Below are 22,454 nucleotides of genomic sequence, written 5' to 3'. Positions count from 1 at the left end.
GGAACTGCGATTATTATATGAAATTCAATGAACTGCATTTGACAGAAGAAGTACTCAGAGCCATCGAAGACATGGGATTCAGCGAAGCAACTGAGATACAGGCTAAAAGTATCCCGCTTATCCGTACAGGTAAGGATGTGATCGGTAAATCAAATACCGGTACAGGAAAGACGGCTGCATTTGGTATCCCTGCCATCGAAAGTATATCATACGAGAAAAAAGGCGTTGAAGTGCTCATTCTCTGTCCGACCAGAGAACTTGCAATGCAGGCCTGCGATGAGATAAAGAAATTCTCAAAATACATGGGATGGGTAAAACCGTGTGCCGTTTACGGCGGTGCAAGCATGGACAGACAGATCCTCGACCTTAAGAAGGGCGCCAACATCGTTGTCGGTACACCGGGACGAGTAATGGATCACATGAGAAGGCGCACGATAAAGCTTGAAAACCTTAAGATGATCATTCTCGACGAGGCAGACGAAATGCTGAACATGGGCTTCCGTGAGGACATCGAGACCATTCTCCAGCAGATACCGGAGGAAAGACAGACAATAATGTTCTCCGCTACAATGCCTCCGGCTATTATGGCTATCACAAACCAGTACCAGAACGATCCTGAACTTATAAAGATCGATCAGAAGTACAGAACTGTCGATACGATAGAACAGTACTATTTCGACATTCCGGCCGGCATGAAGACTGAAGCAATGCAGTATCTTCTCATGGCTTATGAACCAAAGGCTTCAATGATCTTCTGCAACACCAAGAAGATGGTTGATGAACTTACCGATGCACTTACAGCAAAGGGCTTTAAGGCTGCCGGCCTTCACGGTGACATGAAGCAGCAGCAGAGAAGCTTTGTAATGGACAAGTTCAAGTCAGGAAGAATAAACATTCTTATCGCAACTGATGTAGCTGCACGAGGAATCGATGTAAGCGGCGTTGACGTGGTATTCAACTACGATCTCCCGCAGGACAACGAGTATTACATCCACCGTATCGGAAGAACCGGACGTGCCGGAAAATCAGGTACAGCATACACTCTTATAAGCAACCGCAAACAGATCTGTGATCTCCGCGCACTTTCAAGATATATAAAGACTGAGATACAGGAAAAGGAACTTCCGCAGCGCAGTCAGATAATCGAATCCAAGATGCTCAAGGTGGTTTCAAGGATCACGGCTGCTTCGGAACAGCCTCTCCGTGAGGAAGCTGAAGTTATTCTGAACATTCTTACAAAGGAAGGATATTCAGTCGAGGAAATCGCAGGGATCCTTATCAACTTAAGACTTAACAAGGAACTTAAGAACATTCCTGAATTCGAGATCCCGAAGATAGTCAAGAAGGAAAAGGCAAGACCTGCCGGCGGCGGTCAGAAGCTTACAAAGGACAAGGCTGTCAAGATCGAGATCTCAGCCGGAAAGTTAAGCAGAATAGCTCCGAACTTCATTCTCGGTGCACTTGTTGAAGCAACAGGAATGCAGGGAAAGAGCTTCGGAAAGATAGATATTTTCGACAAATACTCAACAGTTGAAGTGCCGATAGCCGATGCTGAATTCATTGTTGATGCACTCAACAATACCAAAATAAACGGCAGAAAAGTCTCAGTAAAACTCTGCGAGAAGCAGCAGTCTGAAAAGAGGGAACAGCGTCACGGCGGAAGCGGCTCTTCAAGAAGAGGCGATCACCACGGCAGAAGAAAGCCTCAGGGCTATGAACGCCGTAAAAGAAAGTAATGGTTTTAAGCACAGGGGAAAAGCAGGACTTCCCGCTTAAAGATCTCCGAATCAAAAGTGCTTGTGCAATTTATTAAAAGGGGTGCTTTTTAAATGGCAAACAACAAAAAGAGAAAACCAAGAAAAGTAAACAGTGTAAAGCCGGCAAACAATGCAGATACCAGAACTGAAAATGCAAACAGCGCTGGTGAAAGACCGGCATACAGCTACAGCAGCAGTACTTCAAATAAAAGCATGGTTTTAAGGATACTTATCCTTGTCGTTGCAGGACTCATGTTCATTGGTGCGATAGCGATCCCGTTCTTTTCAGTTTTCAGAGCAGGCTGATATACGGCTTCGGTGACAATGAGGAAAATACTTATAGCCGAGGATGATGAGCAGATAAACCGCCTTGTGTGTGATTATCTCTCCTCGGAAGGTTTTGATACACTTTCAGCACTTAACGGACTTGAGGCAGTGCGTCAGGTGCGTGAAAATACGGACATATCACTTGTGATACTTGATCTTATGCTTCCTTTTCAGAGCGGGGACATGGTTCTTAAAAAGATAAGGGAGTTTTCTTCCGTTCCCGTGATCATTCTTTCTGCGAAGAGCGAAACGAGCACAAAGATAGATCTCATTAAAATGGGTGCGGACGATTATCTCACCAAACCATTTGACCTCGACGAGCTCCTTGTGCGCACGGAAGCAGTGCTCAGACGTTCCGGCGGCGGTGACAATGCAGATACCGAAGAACAGATCTTAAGTTTTAAAAATCTGACGCTGGATCTGAACTCCGGAACAGCAGAGGTCTGCGGCAGAGAACTCGCCCTTACGGTCAAGGAATTTGCCATACTCGCACTTATGCTGAAGAATCCGGCGAAGATCTGGTCAAAGGCCAATCTTTTTGAAAGTGTCTGGGGTGAGTCGTATCTCAGTGACGACAACACGGTAAAGGTACACATGAGTAACATTCGTGCCAAGATCAAAAAACACGATCCGGATAATGAATACATAGAAACTGTCTGGGGAATGGGTTACAGGCTGTTAAGCTGATTTATTAATAAATCAGCTTGGGGCCCGGGGCGAAGCCCCGCAACCCCATCTCCGGAAATCCGGCGAAGCCGGATTTCCGGTTTAATTTAACCTTTTCTTAACCATTCATTTAACGTTTTCTTTACCTTTTTCGTTTAGAATAAGATACAGAAAGAGAAAGGATGGTGGCTATGACAAACAGTGTTATAACTATAAAGGGACTTTCAAAGTCCTACAGAAAAGCAAAGGTCCTTAAGAATTTTGACTTAAGCGTTGAGAAAGGTCATATCTGCGGACTTATTGGACCTAACGGTGCCGGCAAGACTACGATAATGAAATGCCTTGCCGGTATCATTTTACCGGATTCAGGTGAAATGGAGTTCTTCGGAAGTGCAGAAGATATACAGAAAAACCGCGCCAGAATGAGCTTCATGATCGAACAGCCTGTCATTTCAGTTTCAATGACGGCAAGGGATAATCTTGAGTACATCAGAATTCTCAGAGGCTATCCCGATGAAAAGCGTATCGATGAGATACTTGATATTGTCGGACTCGCTGATACCGGAAAGAAATATGCCGGAAAGTTTTCACTCGGAATGAAACAGCGCCTCGGAATAGGAATGGCACTGCTTCCGAAACCGGAGATAATGGTGCTTGACGAACCGGTAAACGGTCTTGATCCGGAGGGCATCGTCGAGATAAGAAATCTTATCAGAAGAATGCAGGAGGAGTGGGGAGTGACTGTGCTCATTTCCAGTCATCTTCTTGCGGAACTGAGTGAGATCTGTACCGATTTCTCCATAATAAGCAGCGGCAGTCTTGTTGAAAACCTCAGCCGTGAGGAACTTCTCCTTAAGTGCCGGAACCACATTGCCCTCAGAACCAATGATATAAACAGAACGGCAGCGGTACTTGAGGAAAAGCTTTCACTTCACGACTACAAGGTTATCCACGGGGACGAGATACACATTTTTGAAAGGCTTGATGAGCCGGAACGCATTTCAAAAACAGTTACTGATTCGGGTCTGATAATTACCAGATTCAATGAGGAAGGTCAGAATCTTGAGGACTACTATCTTGAAAAGGTAGGTGAGTGCCATGATTAGACTTATAAAAGCTGAATGGTTCAGAATAAAACATACCGGTTCACAGTGGCTTATTTTGTGGTCCGTTCTTCTTATGTCTGCAGCCATAGTGCTGTTTGTAAATGAAGAAATGGCAGTTTCCCTTGACAGTTTTCTTGAGGCAGCTTTGAGTATGACTTCGGCAGCGGCCGTCGCCGTGACTTCAGTAATAGTTTACGCTTTTCATCTGAGACTTGGGCAGTACGAACTTGCCGGCGGATATTCACCGCATGAAATAGTTTTAAGCAAACTTCTGCTCGGAGCATTTATTCTGAACGTATTTTACTGTCTTCCGGTGCTTGTGCTGCTCGCAGTTCTGGGTTCAGTTCCTGCCGGTACTCTGTTCCTTATCTGGCTCTGCATCATGAGGATATATGTTTTCATAATGAGCTTCGGGATAGCATTCAAACATGTGGCAGTAAGTGTCTTCTCGCTTATGCTGCTTGCCTTTGAGACTATGCCGTTTGTCTTTTTCGGATATGCTACAGGAACTGATGTTTCACCTGCAGTCTCCATGCTGGTGTCCACACAGCTGTATGCTCTCGGCAGTGCAGAATTAAATGCTTCGATGCTGGAAGCGATACCGAATGAACATATCGCAGTTAAAATAATTATAAGCTCAGTCATAGTGACTGCACTTATGTACTGGCTTGCTTACGTTTCGACAAAGAAAAGATGGGTTACTGAACAGTCGTACAAATAATCGCGGGGCACGGGGCGAAGCCCCGCAATCTCACCACCCCGGCAATCCGGCGAAGCCGGATTGCTGACTTAATCAGTGAATTCATAAAAAAAGGAGGTATACGCTATGGATATGATCTTTATTTCCGTTATCGTGTGCCTCTCTGTTTTTATTGTATGGATACTTGTGAAATATATTCTGCTTAAACGAAATATAAGAAATTTCTCATCCGAACTTGAAAAGCTAAAATCTTCTGATTACCGTCAGCCTGTGAAGGTCACTGATTTTGATGATGATCTTGTAAAGCTTGCAGTTCTAGTCAATGAGCATGTTGATATCCAGCGTGAACTCGGAGCAGGATACCGTGAAAAGGAAAAGAGACTCGGAACGGTCATTTCAGGTATATCCCATGATTTCCGCACACCACTTACATCGTCGCTTGGCTATCTTCAGATGATCGAAAAAAACGGTGAGCTTATGGGAAAGAATAGGGAATATCTTGCGACAGCGATTCAGAAAAACCGTTATCTCAAAGAACTTTCCGATGACTTTTTTGAGTTCGCCAGAAATGAAAATCAGTCCGGCGATATGACTACTGAAGATGTGAACTTAAGCAATCTTATGACGGAGACTCTGCTTGAACAGCATTCATGGATCGAAAGCAGGAAGATGAAAACTGATTTTGAAGTGGAAGACGGGATCGTGATAAATACCGATCCTCACATGCTTGAAAGAATACTCGAAAACCTTATGTCCAACGTCAGGAAATATGCTGACGGAAGCTTCGGAGTCTCACTGAAAAATGCAGAGGATCACGTAACTTTAAAAGTTTTCAATGGTCTATCCGAAGGAGTTTCAGTTGATACAGAACGTGTGTTTGAACCTTTTTACCGTATGAATGCAAGAACAGCGGAAGGTTCAGGACTTGGCCTTTACGTGGTAAAACTTCTGTGTGAACGTCTCGGCTGGACAGTAAGTGCAGAAATAACTAAACAGAATATTTTCAGCGTGAAAATAACAGTAAACAATCTGCAGAACTGATGGATCAAAACAAAGAATGTTAAGGAAACACTGATTATATCGGAAATCCGGATTCGCCGGATTTCCGGAGGTGGGATTTGCGGGGCTTCGCCCCGAGCCCCACGCTGATTTATTTATAAATCAGCGTTTCCTTATGGAAATACGAAAAATCAGCCTGACCTGCATAAGTTAATACGCAGGTCAGGCTGATCCTGTATTTATTACATTAAAGATCCTAAAAAAAATAAAGAACATAACAAAAAAGAGCACTTCAAAAGAAGTGCTCTCTGGTGCGCCTGAAGGGGCTCGAACCCCCGACCTACTGGTTCGTAGCCAGTCACTCTATCCAGCTGAGCTACAGACGCATGTGGGATTTGATTAATTCAAATCAAGTGAGGTATTGGGGATTCGAACCCCAGACCCTTTGATTAAAAGTCAAATGCTCTGCCAACTGAGCTAATACCTCATCGTGTTAAGGACGTTTCGTATCGCCCGTGACAACGATATTTATTATACCACCAGTCGATAACTTTGTCAACACCTTTTTTGAAATATTTCTTTATTGTGATAATACTCATAAAAAAATTCAACAGTATGTGAAAAACTGTGTTGAATAACATCATGACGTATAAACTCGTTCATTTTATGTTAGGACTTGAAAAAATGCCCGTTTTAATGTATAATAAAACTGATATTATTTTTATTCGACCGGAATAATTCAAGTCCGTTTAATCAGGAAAAAGGGGTGCGTGTCAATGTCACATACAACGCCGAATACGGAGGCAAATAAATTTACAGTAACACTGCAGCAGATAATAGATGAACTTAAACTCGAAACAGTTTATCTTCCAAAACCGGCTGAGGAGGTTCTTATTTCAGAAAACGAAGTAAACAGACCAGGTCTTCAGCTCATGAATTTCTACGAATACTTCAATCCTGAACGTATACAGATACTCGGAAAAACTGAATTCGCATATCTTTCGACCATAGGCGAGGAAAACCGTACCGAGATCATTCACACTCTGTTCAAGACCAAGATCCCTGCACTGGTAATTACCCGTGATCTTGATCTTAGCATTTTCCCTGAATTCGTTTCTCTTGCAGAAGAGGAAAAAATACCTGTTCTCAGATCAAAGGACAGTACGTCAAGTTTTATGGCTGCGCTTATCGCCTTCCTGAACCTTAAACTCGCTCCGAGGATCACAAGACACGGTGTTCTTGTCGAGATCTACGGCGAAGGTGTTCTTATTCTCGGCGAAAGCGGTGTCGGAAAGAGTGAAACTGCTATCGAACTTGTAAAGCGCGGACACAGACTCGTTGCTGACGATTCCGTTGAAATCAGAAAAGTTTCAAACATCAGTCTCGTCGGAACTTCTCCTGACAACATCCGCCATTTTCTTGAACTCCGCGGAATCGGCATAATCAATGCAAGAACACTTTTCGGTGTCGGTGCAGTCAAGGTTTCGGAAAAAATTGACCTTATTGTTGAACTTGAGATCTGGGACAAGGAAAAACTCTACGACAGACTCGGTATCGACAACGAGTACATTTCAATTCTCGGTGTAAATATTCCGGCAGTTACTATCCCGGTCAAGCCGGGCCGTAACCTTGCGGTAATACTCGAGGTCGCTGCCATGAATGCAAGACAGAAGAAAATGGGTTACAATGCTACACACGAGCTTCTTGAACGACTCGGTATGGAGCAGAGCGGAAAAGACATAATTAGAGTACTGGAGTGAAATAAATGTCATATTTAAACGAACTGATCTCATTATGTGACAGTTTCGGATGCAGATACAGCACTGATGAATCCCTTAAGGAGCATACCACTTTCAGAATAGGCGGAAAATGCCGTATCGCTGTGTTTATAAACAGTGAGGAGTCACTTGCATCAGTTGTTTCCTACTGCCGTGAAAACAGTGTGAAATACGCTGTTCTCGGAAACGGAAGCAATGTGATAGCTGAAGACAAATTCTTTGACGGTGCTGTTATCATTATAGGAAATGATTTTTCCGCGATAAACTACATAAAGGACGGAGTAATTGAGTGCGAATCAGGACTCATGCTTTCACGTCTCTGTATAACAGCAAGAAATGAAGGCTATACAGGTCTTGAATTTGCGTACGGAATTCCGGGCACCGTGGGAGGCGCCCTCTACATGAATGCAGGCGCATACGGCGGTGAGATGTCTGACGTGGTGATCTCAGCTGATTATCTTGACACCGACGGTGAAATAAGAACCATTTCATCAGAATGTATGGATCTTTCATACCGTCACAGTGCATTTATGAATTCCGGAAGGATCATCCTCAGAGTAAGAGTCAGACTCCGCAGGGGATCCGTCAGTGAAATAGAAAAGAAAATGGATGAACTCATTACGAAGCGCCGTGATAAACAGCCGCTTAATTTCCCGAGTGCCGGAAGCACATTCAAGCGACCGGAGAACAATGTCTTTGCAGCTGCTCTTATCGAACAGTGCGGACTTAAGGGATTTTCTGTCGGTGATGCTCAGGTCAGCGAAAAACACAGCGGGTTCGTTATCAACAAGGGCAATGCAACTTATGAAGATCTTATGAGCCTTGTTGAACATGTACGGGAAAAAGTTAAAGCAGATACCGGCTACGAACTTGAACTCGAGCCTGAGATACTCAAATAGGAGGCATATTCTTAAATGCAGTTTGTGATAGTTACAGGGCTTTCCGGATCGGGAAAATCCTGTGCGATGAATGTGCTTGAGGACATAGGTTTCTACTGTATCGATAATCTGCCGCCTCAGCTTATCTCGAAGTTCGTCGAGATCTGCCGTGACGGTAAAATGAACAAGGTCGCTCTTGCCGTGGACATCCGTTCCGGTGAAATGTTCTCAAAGGAAGTTATCCGTTCGATCGAAGAGATGAAGGAAGAACATTTTGATGTAAAGGTGCTCTATCTTGAATCAAGCAATGACGTTATAATCAAACGCTACAAGGAAACGAGAAGAAAGCATCCCCTCGGGAATGATTTTGACGGAAGTCTTGAAAAGGCAGTTGCATATGAAAGGACAAAACTTGACTGCCTTCGTGAGGTTGCCGACTATTACATCGATACTTCCTATCTGAAGAGCTCGCAGCTTAAGGAATCGATCGTTGATCTTTTCCTGAAAAAATCAAGTGACTCAATACTTATCAAGGTAATGTCATTCGGCTTTAAATACGGTTCATCAGCAGAGGCTGATCTTGTGTTCGATGTCCGCTGTCTGCCGAATCCGTTTTACATACCGGAACTCAAACATCTTACCGGACGCGATGAAGAGGTAAGAGACTACGTTATGGGATTTGAACAGTCTCGTGAACTGCTGAAAAAACTCGAGGATCTTATCGCTTTCCTTGTTCCGATGTATATAAGTGAAGGAAAGAGTCAGCTTGTCATTGCCTTCGGATGTACCGGCGGAAAGCACCGTTCAGTTACGTTTACCGAACTTATGGCAGGTTTCCTTGAAGAAGCAGGCTACGACGTTCTTAAAACCCACAGGGATATAACAAAATCATAAGGAAAACGCTGATATTTTTATTTGTAAGCAAAGACTTTGATATGTATCAGCAGTTTTTCGTATATACAGAGGAGAATTGCTTTGTCATTTTCAAATGAAGTAAAAGCAGAGATCATTTCTGCAGTTACAGACAAGGATAAAAAATTCGCCTGCCTCTACGGCCTGATCCTTTTCTGCAACAGGATCACACGCGACGAAATATGTTTTCAGTCAGAGAATCAGCTTGTTGCAGAGACCTTTTCGGCGCTCTTTGCTGAGATATTTAAAAACACAGTTAAAATTAATGAGGATGTGACCGAACGGAAAAACGGCACATCCTTGTATTCTTTTACTGTTACAGGACGTGAAAACGTAAAGGTCATAACTGACAGGTTCAGGATCGATCCGGAGGCCCGCGAAATCGATCTGAAGAATATCGATAACAACAGCATGGCAAATTTTCTTGCCGGAGTATTTTTAAGCTGCGGAAGTGTCAATAATCCTGAAAACGGATATCATCTTGAGTTTGTGATAGGTACCGGAAATCTTTGCGAAGACCTGAATATTCTGCTTAACTCCTTCGATCTGAAAGCAAAAACGGTTACACGCAAGAACAATTACATCCTGTACATCAAGGAAAGCGAGAACATTGAGGAGATACTCACTTTTATGGGTGCGCAGAACTCCACTCTCGAAATAATGAATATCAAGATCCTCAAGGATATGCGAAACAGGGTGAACCGTGTCCGCAACTGTGACATGGCCAATCTTAATAAAACAAGTGCTGCTTCAGTCAGTCAGCTTCAGGATATCAGGCTCATCGAAAGCAGGATGGGACTTGAAAATCTGCCGGACACTCTTCGCGAGATCGCAGAGGCAAGACTTGAAAATCCTGAATTCAGTCTCAACGATCTCGGCGAGATCCTCGATCCTCCTATCGGAAGATCAGGAGTGAACCATCGGCTGAAGCGCATAAAACAGATAGCCGACCAGATAAGGAAAGAGAACAATGAGTAATTTCGTTCATCTTCATCTTCACAGTATGTACAGCCTTCTTGACGGAGCGTGCCGGATCAGTGAACTGGTAAAGCGTGCTGCAGAACTCGGTCAGAAGGCTGTTGCCGTTACAGATCACGGAGTAATGTACGGTACAGTTGATTTTTACACAGAAGCGAAAAAAGCCGGGATCAAACCGGTGATCGGCTGTGAAGTGTATGTGGCTCCGAGAACAAGGTTTGACAAGGTGCATAACATCGACTCAAAGCCCTATCATCTTGTACTTCTCTGCGAAAACAATACAGGTTACCACAACCTGATAAAGCTTGTTTCCGAAAGCTTTATCACTGGTTTTTACAACAAACCCAGGGTGGATACAGACCTTCTTGAAAAATATCATGAAGGTCTTATCTGCCTGTCTGCGTGTCTGGCAGGAGAAGTCGCTTCGGAACTTACAGACGGAAACTATGAAGCGGCAAAGAAGACTGCACTTAAGTACAGAGACATTTTCGGTAAGGATAATTATTTTCTGGAAGTTCAGGACCACGGAATACCTGAGCAGAAAAAGATAACTCCTCTACTTGCAAGGCTGTCATCAGAAACAGGAATACCGCTCGCGGCTACCAATGACGTTCATTATATTTCAAAGGAAGATGCCCAAATGCAGAAAGTCATGCTGTGCATCCAGACCGGCAGCACAGTTGATGATCCTTCCATGGAATTTCCGACAGATGAGTTTTACATGAAAAGCGAAGATGAAATGATGAAACTCTTTAAAAATATGCCGGAGGCTGTGAGTGTAACGTCCGAAATAGCAGACAGATGCAATGTAGAAATAGAATTCGGTCTGGCGAGTCTTCCGGAGTATCCTATGGATGACGGCAGAGACAGAACTGTCTTCTTTAAGGAACTCTGCGAAAAAGGCCTTCATGAAAAATACGGTGAAAATCCTTCAAAGGAAATAACCGAACGAATGGAGTACGAGATAAGCGTTATTTCCGGAATGGGGTATGTCGATTATTATCTGATCGTATGGGATTTTATCGACTATGCCCGAAGAAACGGAATACCTGTCGGTCCGGGCAGAGGATCAGGTGCCGGAAGCCTGTGTGCATACTGCATAGGTATTACTGCAGTTGATCCTATACGCTACAACCTGATCTTTGAACGTTTTCTTAATCCTGAACGAGTAAGCATGCCGGACTTCGACATTGACTTCTGCGTTGACAGAAGGGGCGAAGTCATCGATTATGTGGCTTCAAAGTACGGCAGGGACCGTGTGGCACAGATAATAACGTTCGACACGCTTCTTGCAAGAAGTGCGGTCCGTGATGCCGGCAGAGCAATGGGAATATCCTACGGAGTATGTGACGCCACTGCAAAGCTCATCTCTCCGGAACTCAACATGACTATTGCAAAGGCTCTGGAAAAGGAAGAAAAGCTTAAAAGGCTTTACAGTACCGATCAGGAGGTACGTCGTCTGCTTGACATGGCGAAAAAACTTGAAGGAATGCCGCGCAATACATCAGTTCACGCAGCAGGAGTCGTTCTCGCAAACGGCCCTGTCAGTGATTCCGTTCCGCTTCGCATAAGCCATGACGTTGTCACAACACAGTATCCGATGTCGGTACTCGAAAGCCTTGGTATTCTTAAAATAGATTTTCTCGGCCTGCGCAACCTGACAATAATCGAAAACTGCCTTAGAAGGATCGGCGGCAGCAGACCGGACATGAACCGTATTCCGACTGATGATGCAGAGGTTTTCAGGATGATGTCCGAAGGCAGCACGTCGGCAGTGTTTCAGTTTGAAAGCCGCGGTATGCGTGCCCTGATAATGAAGCTTAAGCCGTCAAGCATAGAAGACCTTACTGCTGCCATTGCACTGTACAGACCGGGACCGATGGAGTCTATCCCGGTATATCTTCATAACAAGAATCATCCTGAAGAAATCAGATACGACTGTCCTGAACTGGAAGATATTCTTTCGGTGACCTACGGCTGTATCGTATATCAGGAGCAGGTAATGGAGATCTTCCGCAGACTTGCCGGATATACCTACGGCGGAGCTGACAAGGTCCGCCGTGCAATGGCAAAGAAAAAGCACGATGTAATGGAAAATGAAAGAAGAAGATTTATCCATGGAAGTGACGGCAGTGACGGAACACCGTGCCGCGGAGCTGTAGCATCCGGTATTCCTGAAAAAACAGCAGAAGCAATATTTGAACGTATGTCTGCATTTGCCTCATACGCATTCAACAAATCACATGCAGCTGCATACGCATATCTTGCCTACCAGACAGCTTATCTGAAATGTCATTACTTTAAGGAATACATGGCCTCCGTAATGTCTGCCTGCCTTAACGGTGCCGGCGGGAAATTCATGGAGTACATGAACGAATGCCGTGCTTCAGGTGTAAACATAATCAAACCATCCGTAAACGGGAGCGGCGTTGATTTTACCGCAGTTCCCGAAGGTATTCGCTTCGGTCTTTCGGCTGTGAAGAATATCGGCAGGGCAGCGGTCAGTGATATTATTTCTGAACGCGAAAACAACGGTCTTTACCGTTCGCTTCGTGATTTTGCAGTCAGGACTAAAAAATACGGTATCAGCCGCAAGATGACGGAAAGCCTGATTTATGCCGGTGCATTTGACGACCTTGGACTCAACCGCAGACAGATGCTCGAAAACCTTGATACGATCATCGCGGTAAACAGTTCTGTTATTGAAGGTCAGCTTGATCTTTTCGGAGGATCCGGAACAGATAATGATGTCTTTGTGCCGGACGCTCCGGAATATCCCTATAATGAACTCCTGGCCATGGAGAAGGAGGTCACGGGGATTTTCATGTCCGGACATCCTCTTGAGGAATACGATTATCTTGTAAAGCTTTCGCGTATTCCTGATACAGCTGAAATTACCGAAGATCCGTTTAAAAAATACAGCGATCAGAGTGAAGTTTCAGTTTTCGGAACAGTAGTATCCGAGAAAAGCCATACGACCAGAAAAGGCGACAGAATGAGTTTTGTTACCGTTGAGGATATGACAGGAAAGATAGAATGCGTCGTCTTCCCGGATGTATGGAAAAACTACGGCGGCAAGCTAAAAAAGGACAGTACGGTCCGTATAACCGGAAAGATCTCGGAAAAGGAAAAGGGAAAAAGCATTATTGTTTCCGCAGTATTTACTGCTGATGAATTCAGAAATGCAGCTCTGCGGAGAAAACTATGCATAAGTACCACGTCGAAGGAACTTAAGGATACAATTTCAGAACTGCCGTCGTCAGAAGCGGGAAATGTTAAGATATGTTTCTATCTTTCCGACTTAAGAAAGATAATTGCGCCTCACGGAGAACTCAGTGCTGACCTTACACGCGAATATTACAGGGAACTTGTCAGGATTTTTCCACCGGATAAAACAGCTCTTATATGACCGTTCTGTAAGCGTTTTGCATTTTAGGACTTGACAAACTTCATAAATGTAGTAAAATATATAGAGGCGGGTTTTTTTTAAGGAACATATAAACCGGCCTGCTGTTTACAGAAACTGCGCATATAAAATGCAGTTTACAGATATATAAACACGTATAATGTGTTTGTTAAAATTAAAAAAATAAATATAATATGGTTAAAGTCATTGCTGTTTTGGGTTTAACTGTAATATATAATAAGCCGATCGGCAGAATGGAGTATTTGGATATGATCAAAACTATTGGTGTTTTAACAAGCGGCGGAGATGCCCCTGGAATGAATGCTGCAGTACGTGCAGTTGCAAGAACTGCTATCAGCAGAGGAATTAAGGTTTACGGTATCAGAAGAGGATACAATGGTCTTATCAACGGCGACATCATTGAAATGAATGAACGCTCAGTTTCAGATATACTTCAGAAGGGCGGCACATGCCTTTACACAGCAAGATGTCCTGAATTCAGAACAGCTGAAGGTGTTGACAAGGCAGTTGCCAAGTGCAAGGAAATCGGTCTTGAAGGTATTGTAGTTATCGGCGGCGACGGTTCGTTCAGAGGTGCTGCAGACTTATCAGCAAAGGGAATCCTTTGCATCGGTCTCCCTGGTACTATCGATAATGATATTGCCTGCACAGAATATACTATCGGTTACGATACAGCAATGAACACAGCACTCGAAATGGTTGACAAGATCAGAGATACAGCTCAGTCACATGACCGCTGCAGTGTCGTTGAAGTAATGGGCAGAAACGCTGGTTACATCGCAGTAAACACAGGTATTGCCTGCGGCGCTACAGAGATCATCACAAAGGAAATGCCTTATGACCTTGACGAAGTAGCAAAGAAGATGCTCGAAACAAGAAAGACAGGCAAGCAGCACTTCATCATCGTTGTTGCTGAAGGTGTTGGTCATTCACAGGAGATCGCTCAGACACTTCAGGAAAAGACAGGCATCGAAGCAAGAGCAACAATTCTCGGTCACGTACAGCGCGGCGGTTCACCAACATTAAGAGACAGAGTTATCGCAAGCCTTATGGGTAACTATGCTGTTGATCTTCTCACACAGGGAATCGGCAACAGAGTTGTAGGTATGCAGAATAACAAGATCGTTGACTTCGACATTCAGGAAGCACTTTCAATGCAGAAGCCATACGAAACACACACACACGAAGTAGCAAGAGAAATTGCTATCTGATAAAGAATTCTAAGGAAACACTGTTTTCCTGAATACACGGGGCTTTCCGGTTTTTTCGGAAAGCCTTTTTTTACTTGACATCTGCATGGGAAAAGTGGTAGAATAAAATAATGATTTATACAGGAATCAAACCTGAAAGCAACAAGATTATATGAGGTGAAAAACAATGAGCGAAAATACAGAAAACAAAAAGATAAGACTTGATGAAATAGAAAACCCTGCACTTGTCTATGCAATGTATGAAATGAAGGACAAGAAAACCAAGGAAACTGAAGCAAAGTTTATCAGTGAACTCAGAAGAGCAACATTTATCACTCCTGCAGTCGTTGAGGTAAAGGGTGAAGACGGAGAATTCAGAGTAGCTGAGGATTCATCCCAGAAGGGTGAAACACGTATACAGTTCATGATGCTTCAGAATGATAAAAAGGAAAGATTCCTTCCTGCATTCACAAGTATGGAAGAAGTGAGAAAATGGCGTAAGGAAGATCATTTCCAGACTGTTATCTGTAATTTCGACCAGTATATAAACATTGTGGCTTCAGACGCTGAAGGCCCGAGAGGACTTGCCATAGATCCTTACGGTTCAAATATACTTCTTTCACGGGAACTGCTTGAAGGATTAAAGAGTGCCATCGATGAAAGAAACAATTCACAGGTTTTCATAGCTGATCTCAAGGAACATCCTGAAGAACTCGAGGATGCTCTCAGGGACTTCTTCAATGAAGACGGCACTGTTGAACAGGCTTACCTTCAGCTTATGAGAAGAGGAAACGATGTAAGCTATCTTCTTATTGTAGACAACGAATTTCCTGAAAATGCATCAGAAGATGAAGTAAAGAGCATCAGAAAGAATCTGTTCGACAATATTGCAGAAAAAATAAAACCGGCACTTAACGGCCGTCCTCTTTCAATTGCAGGATTTTCAGATGAGTTCGGTAAAAAAAGCGGTTGAAAACAGAGTACCTTTCTACACCAGATGATCACAAAACTGTCCATATGACAATATAAAAAGAACAGTTTTGTACAGTTCGTAGATATAATCCACTATCAGACCATTTGGTTTTTGTGCATGTATACATTTTTCATGTAAATTTAGTGATAGATAATAATCTATATTGACAAAGCTATTTTTTCATGCTATAATATAACCATAGTAAGGAAGACATAAAAGTTTCCTTACATCATTAATTATTGAAATTTTCTTATAAATAGTGTTTTTTCTCATATCTCCTTTAGAAAGCTCTGTTCTTATAGAACAGGGCTTTCTCCCTTTTACAGGGAAAGTTTATCTGTAAAGGGGACGTATTATTAAAAGCACTGCTTAAGCTCCGCACTTAAGGCTCGTTCCTGCCCGCGGAGTTTTTTACTGCATTTTTTCAGACTATGTGCAATCTGCGTAATAAATCTGAATCATGTGCCGGATTTTTTTATAGAAAAATATCGTATTATTGTTGACCGCAGGGCGAAAATAGGGTATTATATATATGTATGTATTGATATTATGAATCTTTCTGGAGGTTGAACTTTTTTGAAAACTTATATTTCTGCTTCTATACTCGGTGCTGATCTTCTTAATCTCGCAGCTGAATGCGACAGACTTAAGGAGAACGGAGTGGACATGCTCCATTTCGATGTAATGGATGGTCAGTTTGTTGACAATATTTCATTCGGACTTCCTGTACTCGAGAAGTTAAGCAAATATACAGACATTTTCAAAGATGTTCACCTTATGATCAGTGATCCTTTGAAATATATAGACGCATTTGTAAAAGCCGGCAGTGACATGATCACATTCCATGTCGAAAGCAGTTCCGATCCGGACGAAGTGATCGCCGCTGTTAAGGCAGCAGGCATCAGATGCGGTATTTCAGTAAAGCCGAAGACACCTGTTGAAGAAATTTACAGATTTCTCGACAGAGTCGACATGGTTCTCATTATGACAGTGGAGCCCGGCTTCGGGGGACAGGGATTCATTCCTGAAACTGCTGAAAAGATCAGTACTCTCAGACGATACATTACAGAAAATGGTTTTGATACTGACATTCAGGTCGACGGCGGAATAAACGCAAAGACCATCTCCGTTGTCAGAGATGCCGGAGCAAATGTTATTGTTTCGGGAAGCTATCTGTTCAATGCAGCTTCCATGGCAGACGCAGTCAGATCTTTAAAATGATAATGCGGGCGAAAACACAGGACACCTGTTGTCCGGCAGGCAGACAGATATAAACATTAAACGTGTTCCGTACTGACGGTTACCGTGAACTGCCGTATATGGTCAGTGTTTTCCGTAATTAAGGAGAGTTTTAAAATGAAAAAAAATAAAGGTATGAAAATATATAAACAGAGAAAGAAAAAGAGAGGAGCTTCCAGCCAGATCGGTTCCATTCTCGGAACATGTGCTGTAGTTTTCGGTGCAGGTATATTCGGTTACTATGTAATTGCTGTACCAATGGCCAAGGTGTTCCGTACAATGAATTCAGAACCTGAGGTAATGGTATCCGATTCAGTTCTTGACGAGGAGTTGCCGGTTATTACTGAGGCAGTGACCACAAGATACAAGACCAGTCTTGACGGACTTGAAATAGAAAAGACGGGCGATTCTGAACAAAAGGCAGTGACAACTGTTATCGTTACAGAAAACGATACTATTGTTACTTCGATTCCTGCAGTAACTGTACCGGTTACAACTGAATATGCTGCTGAGGCTCAGCCTGTACCGTCACCGTCAGCATCTCCGTCACCTGCTCCGCAGGCTGTAGTAAAGGGCGGCTGCGTTTATCTTTCAGCTTCTGACATTTCAAGTATCGATGCGCTTTCTGCACGGCTTTCATCGGTTAAGGACTGCACATCTGTTGCAATACCGCTTAAGGTAACAGGCGGTGAGCTCAACTATGATTCACAGGTGAACTCAGCAAGACTTTCTGGAGCAGTTTCATCTGATATCTCACTCGGAGACATCGTAAACGCTGTAACTGAGAAAGGACTTGTACCGGTAGCTTCCATAAGTACTGTGGCAGATAACATTTATCCTGTAACATACAAAAAAGCAGCTTATCAGTTCGAAGACGGCTATACCGGTGAATGGCTTGACAACAAGGCTGAAGCAGGCGGTAAGCCTTGGCTTTCACCTTTCTCACCTATTGCTCAGGATTATCTCTGCGCACTTGTTGATGAAATCACATCAGCCGGTATCAAGAGTGTTATCTGTACTGATAACTATTTCCCGCCTTTCCGTGAAAAGGACCTTGGATACATCGGTGAGATCGTAAAGTCACCTGAACGATACAAGGGACTTACAAACCTTGTGAATATGCTCAGCCAGTCTGCAGCTGCAAACGGCGGCAAGGTTATGCTTGAGGTTTCTGCTTCGGATATAATCAACTCTTCAGCTGAAGTATTCCATCCTGAAGAATTCGGTACAATGTCTCTCGTTGTAAATGTAAACATGGATGATTTCGGCGGCGAGTCACTTCATTCCGTACTTGATAAGATAAAAGGCAAAACAGGCAGCATGAAGGTAGTTCCGTGCGTTTCAGCAGGCGGCGACAGCGCTTCAGTTACAGGAACTCTCAAGTCAATGGGATATGATCTCTATATGATCAGATAATCATGGATTTTAATTTTGACAATGTAAATTTAAACCTAGAGTCCGTTTCAGATCTTCTTAACGGACTCTACGCACAGATAATTACATTCAAAGGTTTTGCAAGTGTGTTCGTCATGCTTTTCATTGACCTTTGTGTTCTTATCATACTGCTCAAAAGCGGATCGGAAAAGAAACTCTGTAACAGGAAATGGCGTAAAGAGTTCGGATATATAGCTGTTGTCGAAGGCCGCAGGGTAATTCCTGTGGAAACTTCCGAGATACTTCTTGGCCGGCACCGTTCAGCAGATATCCAGTTTCCTGATCTGTCGGTTTCAAGGTATCACGCAGTACTGACTTATTCTGACGGAGTATTTCTTCTTGAAGATCTCAATTCAAAGTCAGGCACATACCTTAACGGAAAGAAGATACATTCTGCTGTGATCAATGTGGATGACGAGATCAGACTTGGCGCAGTGGTTTTCCGTATAAAGAGAATAAAGGAGACAAACAATGGCAGCAGAAAAGGTAAAGGAAAACGAAAAGCTTAGTTACTTTTTCATCAGACTATTCGTTGTACTTACACACATTGTTCTGCTTCTGAACGTTTACCTGAACGGGACCTATGATGATGTGGCTGCGGTAATCATTCTTTCAGCCTTTGTAATTTTTTCAGACATAGCATACTTCATGATCCTGGGGACGTTTACGCAGGACACTTACACAGTTGATTACCTGCTGGTACTGATTGCAAACATAAGTCTGATATTTCAGTCGTGTTTTGGCGGTGTAGAATTTAATCTTAAACATTTTATAACCCTTACTGCCGGAATGATTTCATGTCATGCCGGCTATTTATTTACTCGTAACAGCTTTAAGGCGGAAAAATTCAGACCGTACTGTTATGCCGGCATAGCAGTGCTTATGATTATAATCTTTCTTTTTGCCGGCTCAAGAAGCATGTGGATAAGAATAGGCGGATTTTCCGTTCAGCCTTCTGAATTTATGAAACCGCTTCTTGTCATGATCTGTGCTTCATCACTTTCAAGCCAGCAGACAAAGAAAAAATACTGGATAATACGCACCGCTCCGAATAATATCGGAATGGTTCTCATTTCAGCTCTCATCATAGCATTTCAGTGGTGGTGCCGTGATCTCGGCAGTATACCTACGTTTGCTGCTGTTACCGGATGTGCGCTTATCAACAGACTCTGCTATCCTAAGGCTGCGTTTTCCAAAAGAAAAATAGCGGCTCTTGCCGGAGCAGTTCTTGCACTTGGATTTGCAGCAGTCAGATTTGCTCCTGCCTACGTTAAGGACAGACTCTACGTTGACATCTGGGCTGATCAGTACGGAAACGGATACCAGCAGTGCCGTGCCCTTATTGCAATGGCTGAAGGCGGATGGCTTGGCAAAGGACCGGGTGCCGGACGGCTAAGCAATATCGCAGCATATGACACCGATATCGTATTCTCATCAGTATCGGAGGAATGGGGACTTCTCGCAGCTGTTCTCTTCGTTATACTAATCGTTCTTATGCTCGCGACTTCACTTATTAACACACCGAAGTGCTATTATCACGGAACTATAGCAGTCGGAGTAACAGCTGTGTTCGTTGTACAGATGTCACTCAACATATTCGGATCATGCAATATGATCCCGTTTACCGGCGTTACTCTTCCGTTCCTTTCAAACGGAGGTACATCTATCGTTACAAGCGGTTTTCTGATAGGCATGCTCAAAGCCACACAGTCTCCTGTATTTATCAGAAACATTGTGGAAGTCGAACCGGAAAGAGGTGAGAAGCCATGAGAAGCATCAGAAGAAACATGAGACTCATAACAGCAATGCTGACTTTGTTCATGGCGGGAATGGGTGCACTTGTATTCAGAATATATTCGCAGTCTTCTTTCTATATGAGTAATTCTGATTCCGTGTCTCTTGGAAAAGTGTACGACAGAAACGGTGATGTCCTCTTTGATCAGAATGCTGATCCTGAAACGTACGGATACGGTCATTTCACCGATGTAGCTAATTTTATCGGCAACGACAGCGGCCAGATGACCAATACGCTTGTATCAGAAAACATGCAGTATCTGAGTAACTATTCCTTTTCGGCCGGTCTCAGAAATGAAAACGGAAGCAGTAGTATAGTCACTACGCTGGATCATGCTGCAAATCAGAGAGTGTACGATGCTTTCGGTGATAAAAACGGAACTGCGATTGCCTATAATTATCTGACAGGTGAGGTACTTGTCTGCGTAAGCAGACCGGGACTTGACCCTTTCGGCGGATACACAGGTCTGGAGGAGGGAAGTCTTCTCTGTAAGGCGTTTTATAAATTCACACCGGGTTCAACACAGAAGATCCTCACTACTGCTGCTGCCTGCGAAACAATGGGAGCAGACAAACTCGATTCAAAAAGATACAGATGTGATGGTGCATTCACCAACAGATCAGGCAAGGAAATAATCTGTCATTTTCTTTCCGGACACGGCGAGCAGAACATACATGAAGCTTTTGCGAACAGCTGTAATCCGTTCTATGCTCAGCTTGTTGAAGACGGTGATTTTGTCATGAACAATGTCATGAAAGTATTTCGTGATCTCGGATATTCAGTCAACGGTTCGAAAGCAATGACTCTTGAGATCAACGGGATAAATGTAGAAACTGCTTCAACCGTTCTCAATGACAAGGGCGATTTTTCAACTGAGTGGGGATTCATCGGCCAGGGCGAAACGATGATCAGTCCCTGCATGCTTATGATGTGGCAGAGTGCCGTAGCTACAGAAAAGGGCTTTTCTGTACTTCCTTATGTTATAAGCAGCACGACCGATGTAGTCGGAAACAGAAATGATATGAAATCACCCGGGCATTCAAAACAGTTTTTTTCAGCTTCCACGGCCTCATATATGCGTGAGATTATGATAAGTAACGGAAGCAGATATTCCGATTCTATTCCGGGCTATGTTCTAGGACTTAAAAGCGGAACAGCACAGGTTAAAAACGGTGACGAGGAAAACTCATTCCTTGTGGGATTCAATACTGATACCGAGAAACCGATCGCGTTCTGCGTTCTTATTGAAAACAAGGATCAGTGGGGAATAACAACTGACTCGATAGTAAGTGTTCTTCTTGACTCGCTTTAAAAAATATCCTGTTTTTCTTTCTGTATTATTAAGGAAACACTGATTAAACCGGATTTCCAGAGGTGATATTTGCCGGGATTTGCTCCGGAACCCCACTCTGATTTATGAATAAATCAGAGTTTCCTTTATATTTTCATGTATAAACTCTGTATTTTGTTTTGGAATCTTTATACAGAATGATTGACGAGCAGGACATAATTTTGTATAATTATAGTGAACGCCGTAAATGATCCGACGTTCACTATTATAATTTTCCAATATAAATGGACCTGCACAGATCCGGACAATTATACGCAGGCTACTCTGAAAAAACGAGGTGAATCAATGGAAGAATTAGCTTTCATTCAGGAATGCTTTGATTCATATGACGAGACTTTTACATGGTACATACCAGATGAAAATGAAAAAGCTGCAATAATGGAGCAGTTTAAAAAAGAAACATATGACAATCCGCATCTTTATGTAAGCAGATACAATAAAGATGATATAATACCAGCTGCAAAGCATAAAACAAGAAACGATATTTTATTCATCATGCCTGACGGTTCATGCTCGGTAGCACATCTTCTCTACGGAAAAAAAGCGGATGAAACCGAAGACCTGCATTTCATTTTTTTCAGCAGTGCACAGTCTGCAATGAAATTTATATTAAAGCAGTACAGGATAGAATACCTGGGTGAAAAGGAGTTCGTTCTTTCACAGCGTGACAAAGCAGAAATTATTCTTTTTTTGCTTCAGTTTGTTCTTTTCCTTGCACTTCCGAAGATACGCAGCATTATAGCTGTTGTGCTCGGCATTATTCTTTATGCACTAATACTGATAGACTGGAAGGAAAGCGGTTTCAATCTTCTGAGAGACCGTAAACTTGATCATATAAAAGTAATTCCACTGCTCAGATATCAGATAGCATATATTTCGATAATTACAGTCATGCTGATAATCGGTATTCCTCTTACTGTTATTGTCGGACTTAATCTGTGATC

At 43.1% G+C, this 22,454-nt stretch carries 19 protein-coding genes and 2 tRNA genes; 19 read left to right on the top strand and 2 right to left on the bottom strand.

Annotated elements, in window-relative coordinates:
- The first annotated feature begins 17 nt into the window (after positions 1-17).
- The 6 genes from CC97_RS06965 to CC97_RS06940 all read left to right on the top strand — a co-directional run bounded on the left by CC97_RS06965 (position 18) and on the right by CC97_RS06940 (position 5,597).
- Positions 18-1,736: a DEAD/DEAH box helicase gene (locus CC97_RS06965; RefSeq protein ID WP_242848149.1), complete on the top strand. Its 1,719-nt coding sequence runs from the start codon at positions 18-20 to the stop codon at positions 1,734-1,736.
- Positions 1,737-1,829: 93 nt separating this feature from the next.
- Positions 1,830-2,063: a hypothetical protein gene (locus CC97_RS06960; protein WP_044974377.1), complete on the top strand. Its 234-nt coding sequence runs from the start codon at positions 1,830-1,832 to the stop codon at positions 2,061-2,063.
- An 18-nt stretch (positions 2,064-2,081) separates the two neighbouring features.
- On the top strand, positions 2,082-2,771 hold the full coding sequence (locus CC97_RS06955; protein ID WP_044974376.1) for a response regulator transcription factor: 690 nt from the start codon (positions 2,082-2,084) through the stop codon (positions 2,769-2,771).
- A 170-nt stretch (positions 2,772-2,941) separates the two neighbouring features.
- On the top strand, positions 2,942-3,856 hold the full coding sequence (locus CC97_RS06950; RefSeq protein ID WP_044974375.1) for an ATP-binding cassette domain-containing protein: 915 nt from the start codon (positions 2,942-2,944) through the stop codon (positions 3,854-3,856).
- Positions 3,849-4,577 carry a hypothetical protein gene (locus CC97_RS06945; RefSeq protein WP_044974374.1) on the top strand — a complete coding sequence of 243 codons (729 nt, stop codon included), beginning with the start codon at positions 3,849-3,851 and terminating at the stop codon, positions 4,575-4,577. Before CC97_RS06950 ends, CC97_RS06945 begins: the two co-directional genes overlap by 8 nt.
- 105 nt (positions 4,578-4,682) lie before the next feature.
- Positions 4,683-5,597 carry a HAMP domain-containing sensor histidine kinase gene (locus CC97_RS06940; RefSeq protein WP_044974373.1) on the top strand — a complete coding sequence of 305 codons (915 nt, stop codon included), beginning with the start codon at positions 4,683-4,685 and terminating at the stop codon, positions 5,595-5,597.
- 267 nt (positions 5,598-5,864) lie between these two features.
- Here CC97_RS06940 and CC97_RS06935 read toward each other — a convergent pair.
- Positions 5,865-5,941, bottom strand: a tRNA-Arg gene (locus tag CC97_RS06935).
- A 28-nt stretch (positions 5,942-5,969) separates the two neighbouring features.
- Positions 5,970-6,042, bottom strand: a tRNA-Lys gene (locus CC97_RS06930).
- 289 nt (positions 6,043-6,331) lie between these two features.
- Here CC97_RS06930 and hprK point away from each other — a divergent pair.
- The 13 genes from hprK to CC97_RS06865 all read left to right on the top strand — a co-directional run bounded on the left by hprK (position 6,332) and on the right by CC97_RS06865 (position 22,452).
- Entirely contained in the window at positions 6,332-7,315 is a 984-nt protein-coding gene (hprK, locus tag CC97_RS06925; protein WP_044974372.1) for an HPr(Ser) kinase/phosphatase, read from the top strand.
- Between the two features lie 5 nt (positions 7,316-7,320).
- A complete protein-coding gene (gene murB, locus CC97_RS06920) occupies positions 7,321-8,232 on the top strand; it encodes a UDP-N-acetylmuramate dehydrogenase (RefSeq protein ID WP_044974371.1) in 912 nt (303 codons plus the stop codon).
- A 15-nt stretch (positions 8,233-8,247) separates the two neighbouring features.
- The gene (rapZ, locus tag CC97_RS06915; protein ID WP_044974370.1) at positions 8,248-9,105 is read left to right on the top strand and encodes an RNase adapter RapZ; all 858 of its coding nucleotides are present in this window, start codon (positions 8,248-8,250) and stop codon (positions 9,103-9,105) included.
- An 81-nt stretch (positions 9,106-9,186) separates the two neighbouring features.
- Positions 9,187-10,101, top strand: a complete 915-nt coding sequence (gene whiA / locus CC97_RS06910) for a DNA-binding protein WhiA (protein ID WP_044974369.1) — start codon at positions 9,187-9,189, stop codon at positions 10,099-10,101.
- Entirely contained in the window at positions 10,094-13,510 is a 3,417-nt protein-coding gene (locus tag CC97_RS06905) for a DNA polymerase III subunit alpha (protein ID WP_044974368.1), read from the top strand. Before whiA ends, CC97_RS06905 begins: the two co-directional genes overlap by 8 nt.
- A gap of 266 nt (positions 13,511-13,776) precedes the next feature.
- Positions 13,777-14,739 carry a 6-phosphofructokinase gene (pfkA, locus tag CC97_RS06900; RefSeq protein ID WP_081850016.1) on the top strand — a complete coding sequence of 321 codons (963 nt, stop codon included), beginning with the start codon at positions 13,777-13,779 and terminating at the stop codon, positions 14,737-14,739.
- Positions 14,740-14,905: 166 nt separating this feature from the next.
- Positions 14,906-15,691 carry an enhanced serine sensitivity protein SseB C-terminal domain-containing protein gene (locus tag CC97_RS06895; protein ID WP_044974366.1) on the top strand — a complete coding sequence of 262 codons (786 nt, stop codon included), beginning with the start codon at positions 14,906-14,908 and terminating at the stop codon, positions 15,689-15,691.
- A gap of 576 nt (positions 15,692-16,267) precedes the next feature.
- Positions 16,268-16,912, top strand: a complete 645-nt coding sequence (gene rpe / locus CC97_RS06890) for a ribulose-phosphate 3-epimerase (protein ID WP_044974365.1) — start codon at positions 16,268-16,270, stop codon at positions 16,910-16,912.
- 135 nt (positions 16,913-17,047) lie between these two features.
- Positions 17,048-18,346 carry a putative glycoside hydrolase gene (locus tag CC97_RS06885; protein ID WP_044974364.1) on the top strand — a complete coding sequence of 433 codons (1,299 nt, stop codon included), beginning with the start codon at positions 17,048-17,050 and terminating at the stop codon, positions 18,344-18,346.
- Positions 18,347-18,348: 2 nt separating this feature from the next.
- On the top strand, positions 18,349-18,873 hold the full coding sequence (locus tag CC97_RS06880; RefSeq protein ID WP_049962746.1) for an FHA domain-containing protein: 525 nt from the start codon (positions 18,349-18,351) through the stop codon (positions 18,871-18,873).
- Complete coding sequence (locus CC97_RS06875) at positions 18,836-20,134, top strand: FtsW/RodA/SpoVE family cell cycle protein (RefSeq protein WP_044974363.1); 1,299 nt, start codon at positions 18,836-18,838, stop codon at positions 20,132-20,134. Before CC97_RS06880 ends, CC97_RS06875 begins: the two co-directional genes overlap by 38 nt.
- The gene (locus CC97_RS06870; protein ID WP_044974362.1) at positions 20,131-21,471 is read left to right on the top strand and encodes a penicillin-binding transpeptidase domain-containing protein; all 1,341 of its coding nucleotides are present in this window, start codon (positions 20,131-20,133) and stop codon (positions 21,469-21,471) included. Before CC97_RS06875 ends, CC97_RS06870 begins: the two co-directional genes overlap by 4 nt.
- Positions 21,472-21,795: 324 nt before the next feature.
- Complete coding sequence (locus CC97_RS06865; protein ID WP_044974361.1) at positions 21,796-22,452, top strand: hypothetical protein; 657 nt, start codon at positions 21,796-21,798, stop codon at positions 22,450-22,452.
- The last annotated feature ends 2 nt before the right edge of the window (positions 22,453-22,454 follow it).

Origin of the sequence: Ruminococcus sp. HUN007 (genome assembly GCF_000712055.1) — a bacterium.
Lineage (GTDB): Bacteria > Bacillota > Clostridia > Oscillospirales > Ruminococcaceae > HUN007.
Note: the sequence above shows the minus strand (reverse complement) of the source record. Positions and strands in the feature narration are given on the sequence as shown.

Coding starts and splice junctions, on each gene's coding strand:
- rapZ (WP_044974370.1), top strand. CDS start 8,248: ATGCAGTTTGTGATAGTTACAGGGCTTTCCGGATCGGGAAAATCCTGT.
- CC97_RS06870 (WP_044974362.1), top strand. CDS start 20,131: ATGAGAAGCATCAGAAGAAACATGAGACTCATAACAGCAATGCTGACT.
- murB (WP_044974371.1), top strand. CDS start 7,321: ATGTCATATTTAAACGAACTGATCTCATTATGTGACAGTTTCGGATGC.
- pfkA (WP_081850016.1), top strand. CDS start 13,777: ATGATCAAAACTATTGGTGTTTTAACAAGCGGCGGAGATGCCCCTGGA.
- CC97_RS06955 (WP_044974376.1), top strand. CDS start 2,082: ATGAGGAAAATACTTATAGCCGAGGATGATGAGCAGATAAACCGCCTT.
- CC97_RS06875 (WP_044974363.1), top strand. CDS start 18,836: ATGGCAGCAGAAAAGGTAAAGGAAAACGAAAAGCTTAGTTACTTTTTC.
- CC97_RS06885 (WP_044974364.1), top strand. CDS start 17,048: ATGAAAAAAAATAAAGGTATGAAAATATATAAACAGAGAAAGAAAAAG.
- CC97_RS06965 (WP_242848149.1), top strand. CDS start 18: ATGAAATTCAATGAACTGCATTTGACAGAAGAAGTACTCAGAGCCATC.
- CC97_RS06960 (WP_044974377.1), top strand. CDS start 1,830: ATGGCAAACAACAAAAAGAGAAAACCAAGAAAAGTAAACAGTGTAAAG.
- CC97_RS06905 (WP_044974368.1), top strand. CDS start 10,094: ATGAGTAATTTCGTTCATCTTCATCTTCACAGTATGTACAGCCTTCTT.
- hprK (WP_044974372.1), top strand. CDS start 6,332: ATGTCACATACAACGCCGAATACGGAGGCAAATAAATTTACAGTAACA.
- CC97_RS06895 (WP_044974366.1), top strand. CDS start 14,906: ATGAGCGAAAATACAGAAAACAAAAAGATAAGACTTGATGAAATAGAA.
- CC97_RS06940 (WP_044974373.1), top strand. CDS start 4,683: ATGGATATGATCTTTATTTCCGTTATCGTGTGCCTCTCTGTTTTTATT.
- CC97_RS06880 (WP_049962746.1), top strand. CDS start 18,349: ATGGATTTTAATTTTGACAATGTAAATTTAAACCTAGAGTCCGTTTCA.
- CC97_RS06950 (WP_044974375.1), top strand. CDS start 2,942: ATGACAAACAGTGTTATAACTATAAAGGGACTTTCAAAGTCCTACAGA.
- CC97_RS06865 (WP_044974361.1), top strand. CDS start 21,796: ATGGAAGAATTAGCTTTCATTCAGGAATGCTTTGATTCATATGACGAG.
- CC97_RS06945 (WP_044974374.1), top strand. CDS start 3,849: ATGATTAGACTTATAAAAGCTGAATGGTTCAGAATAAAACATACCGGT.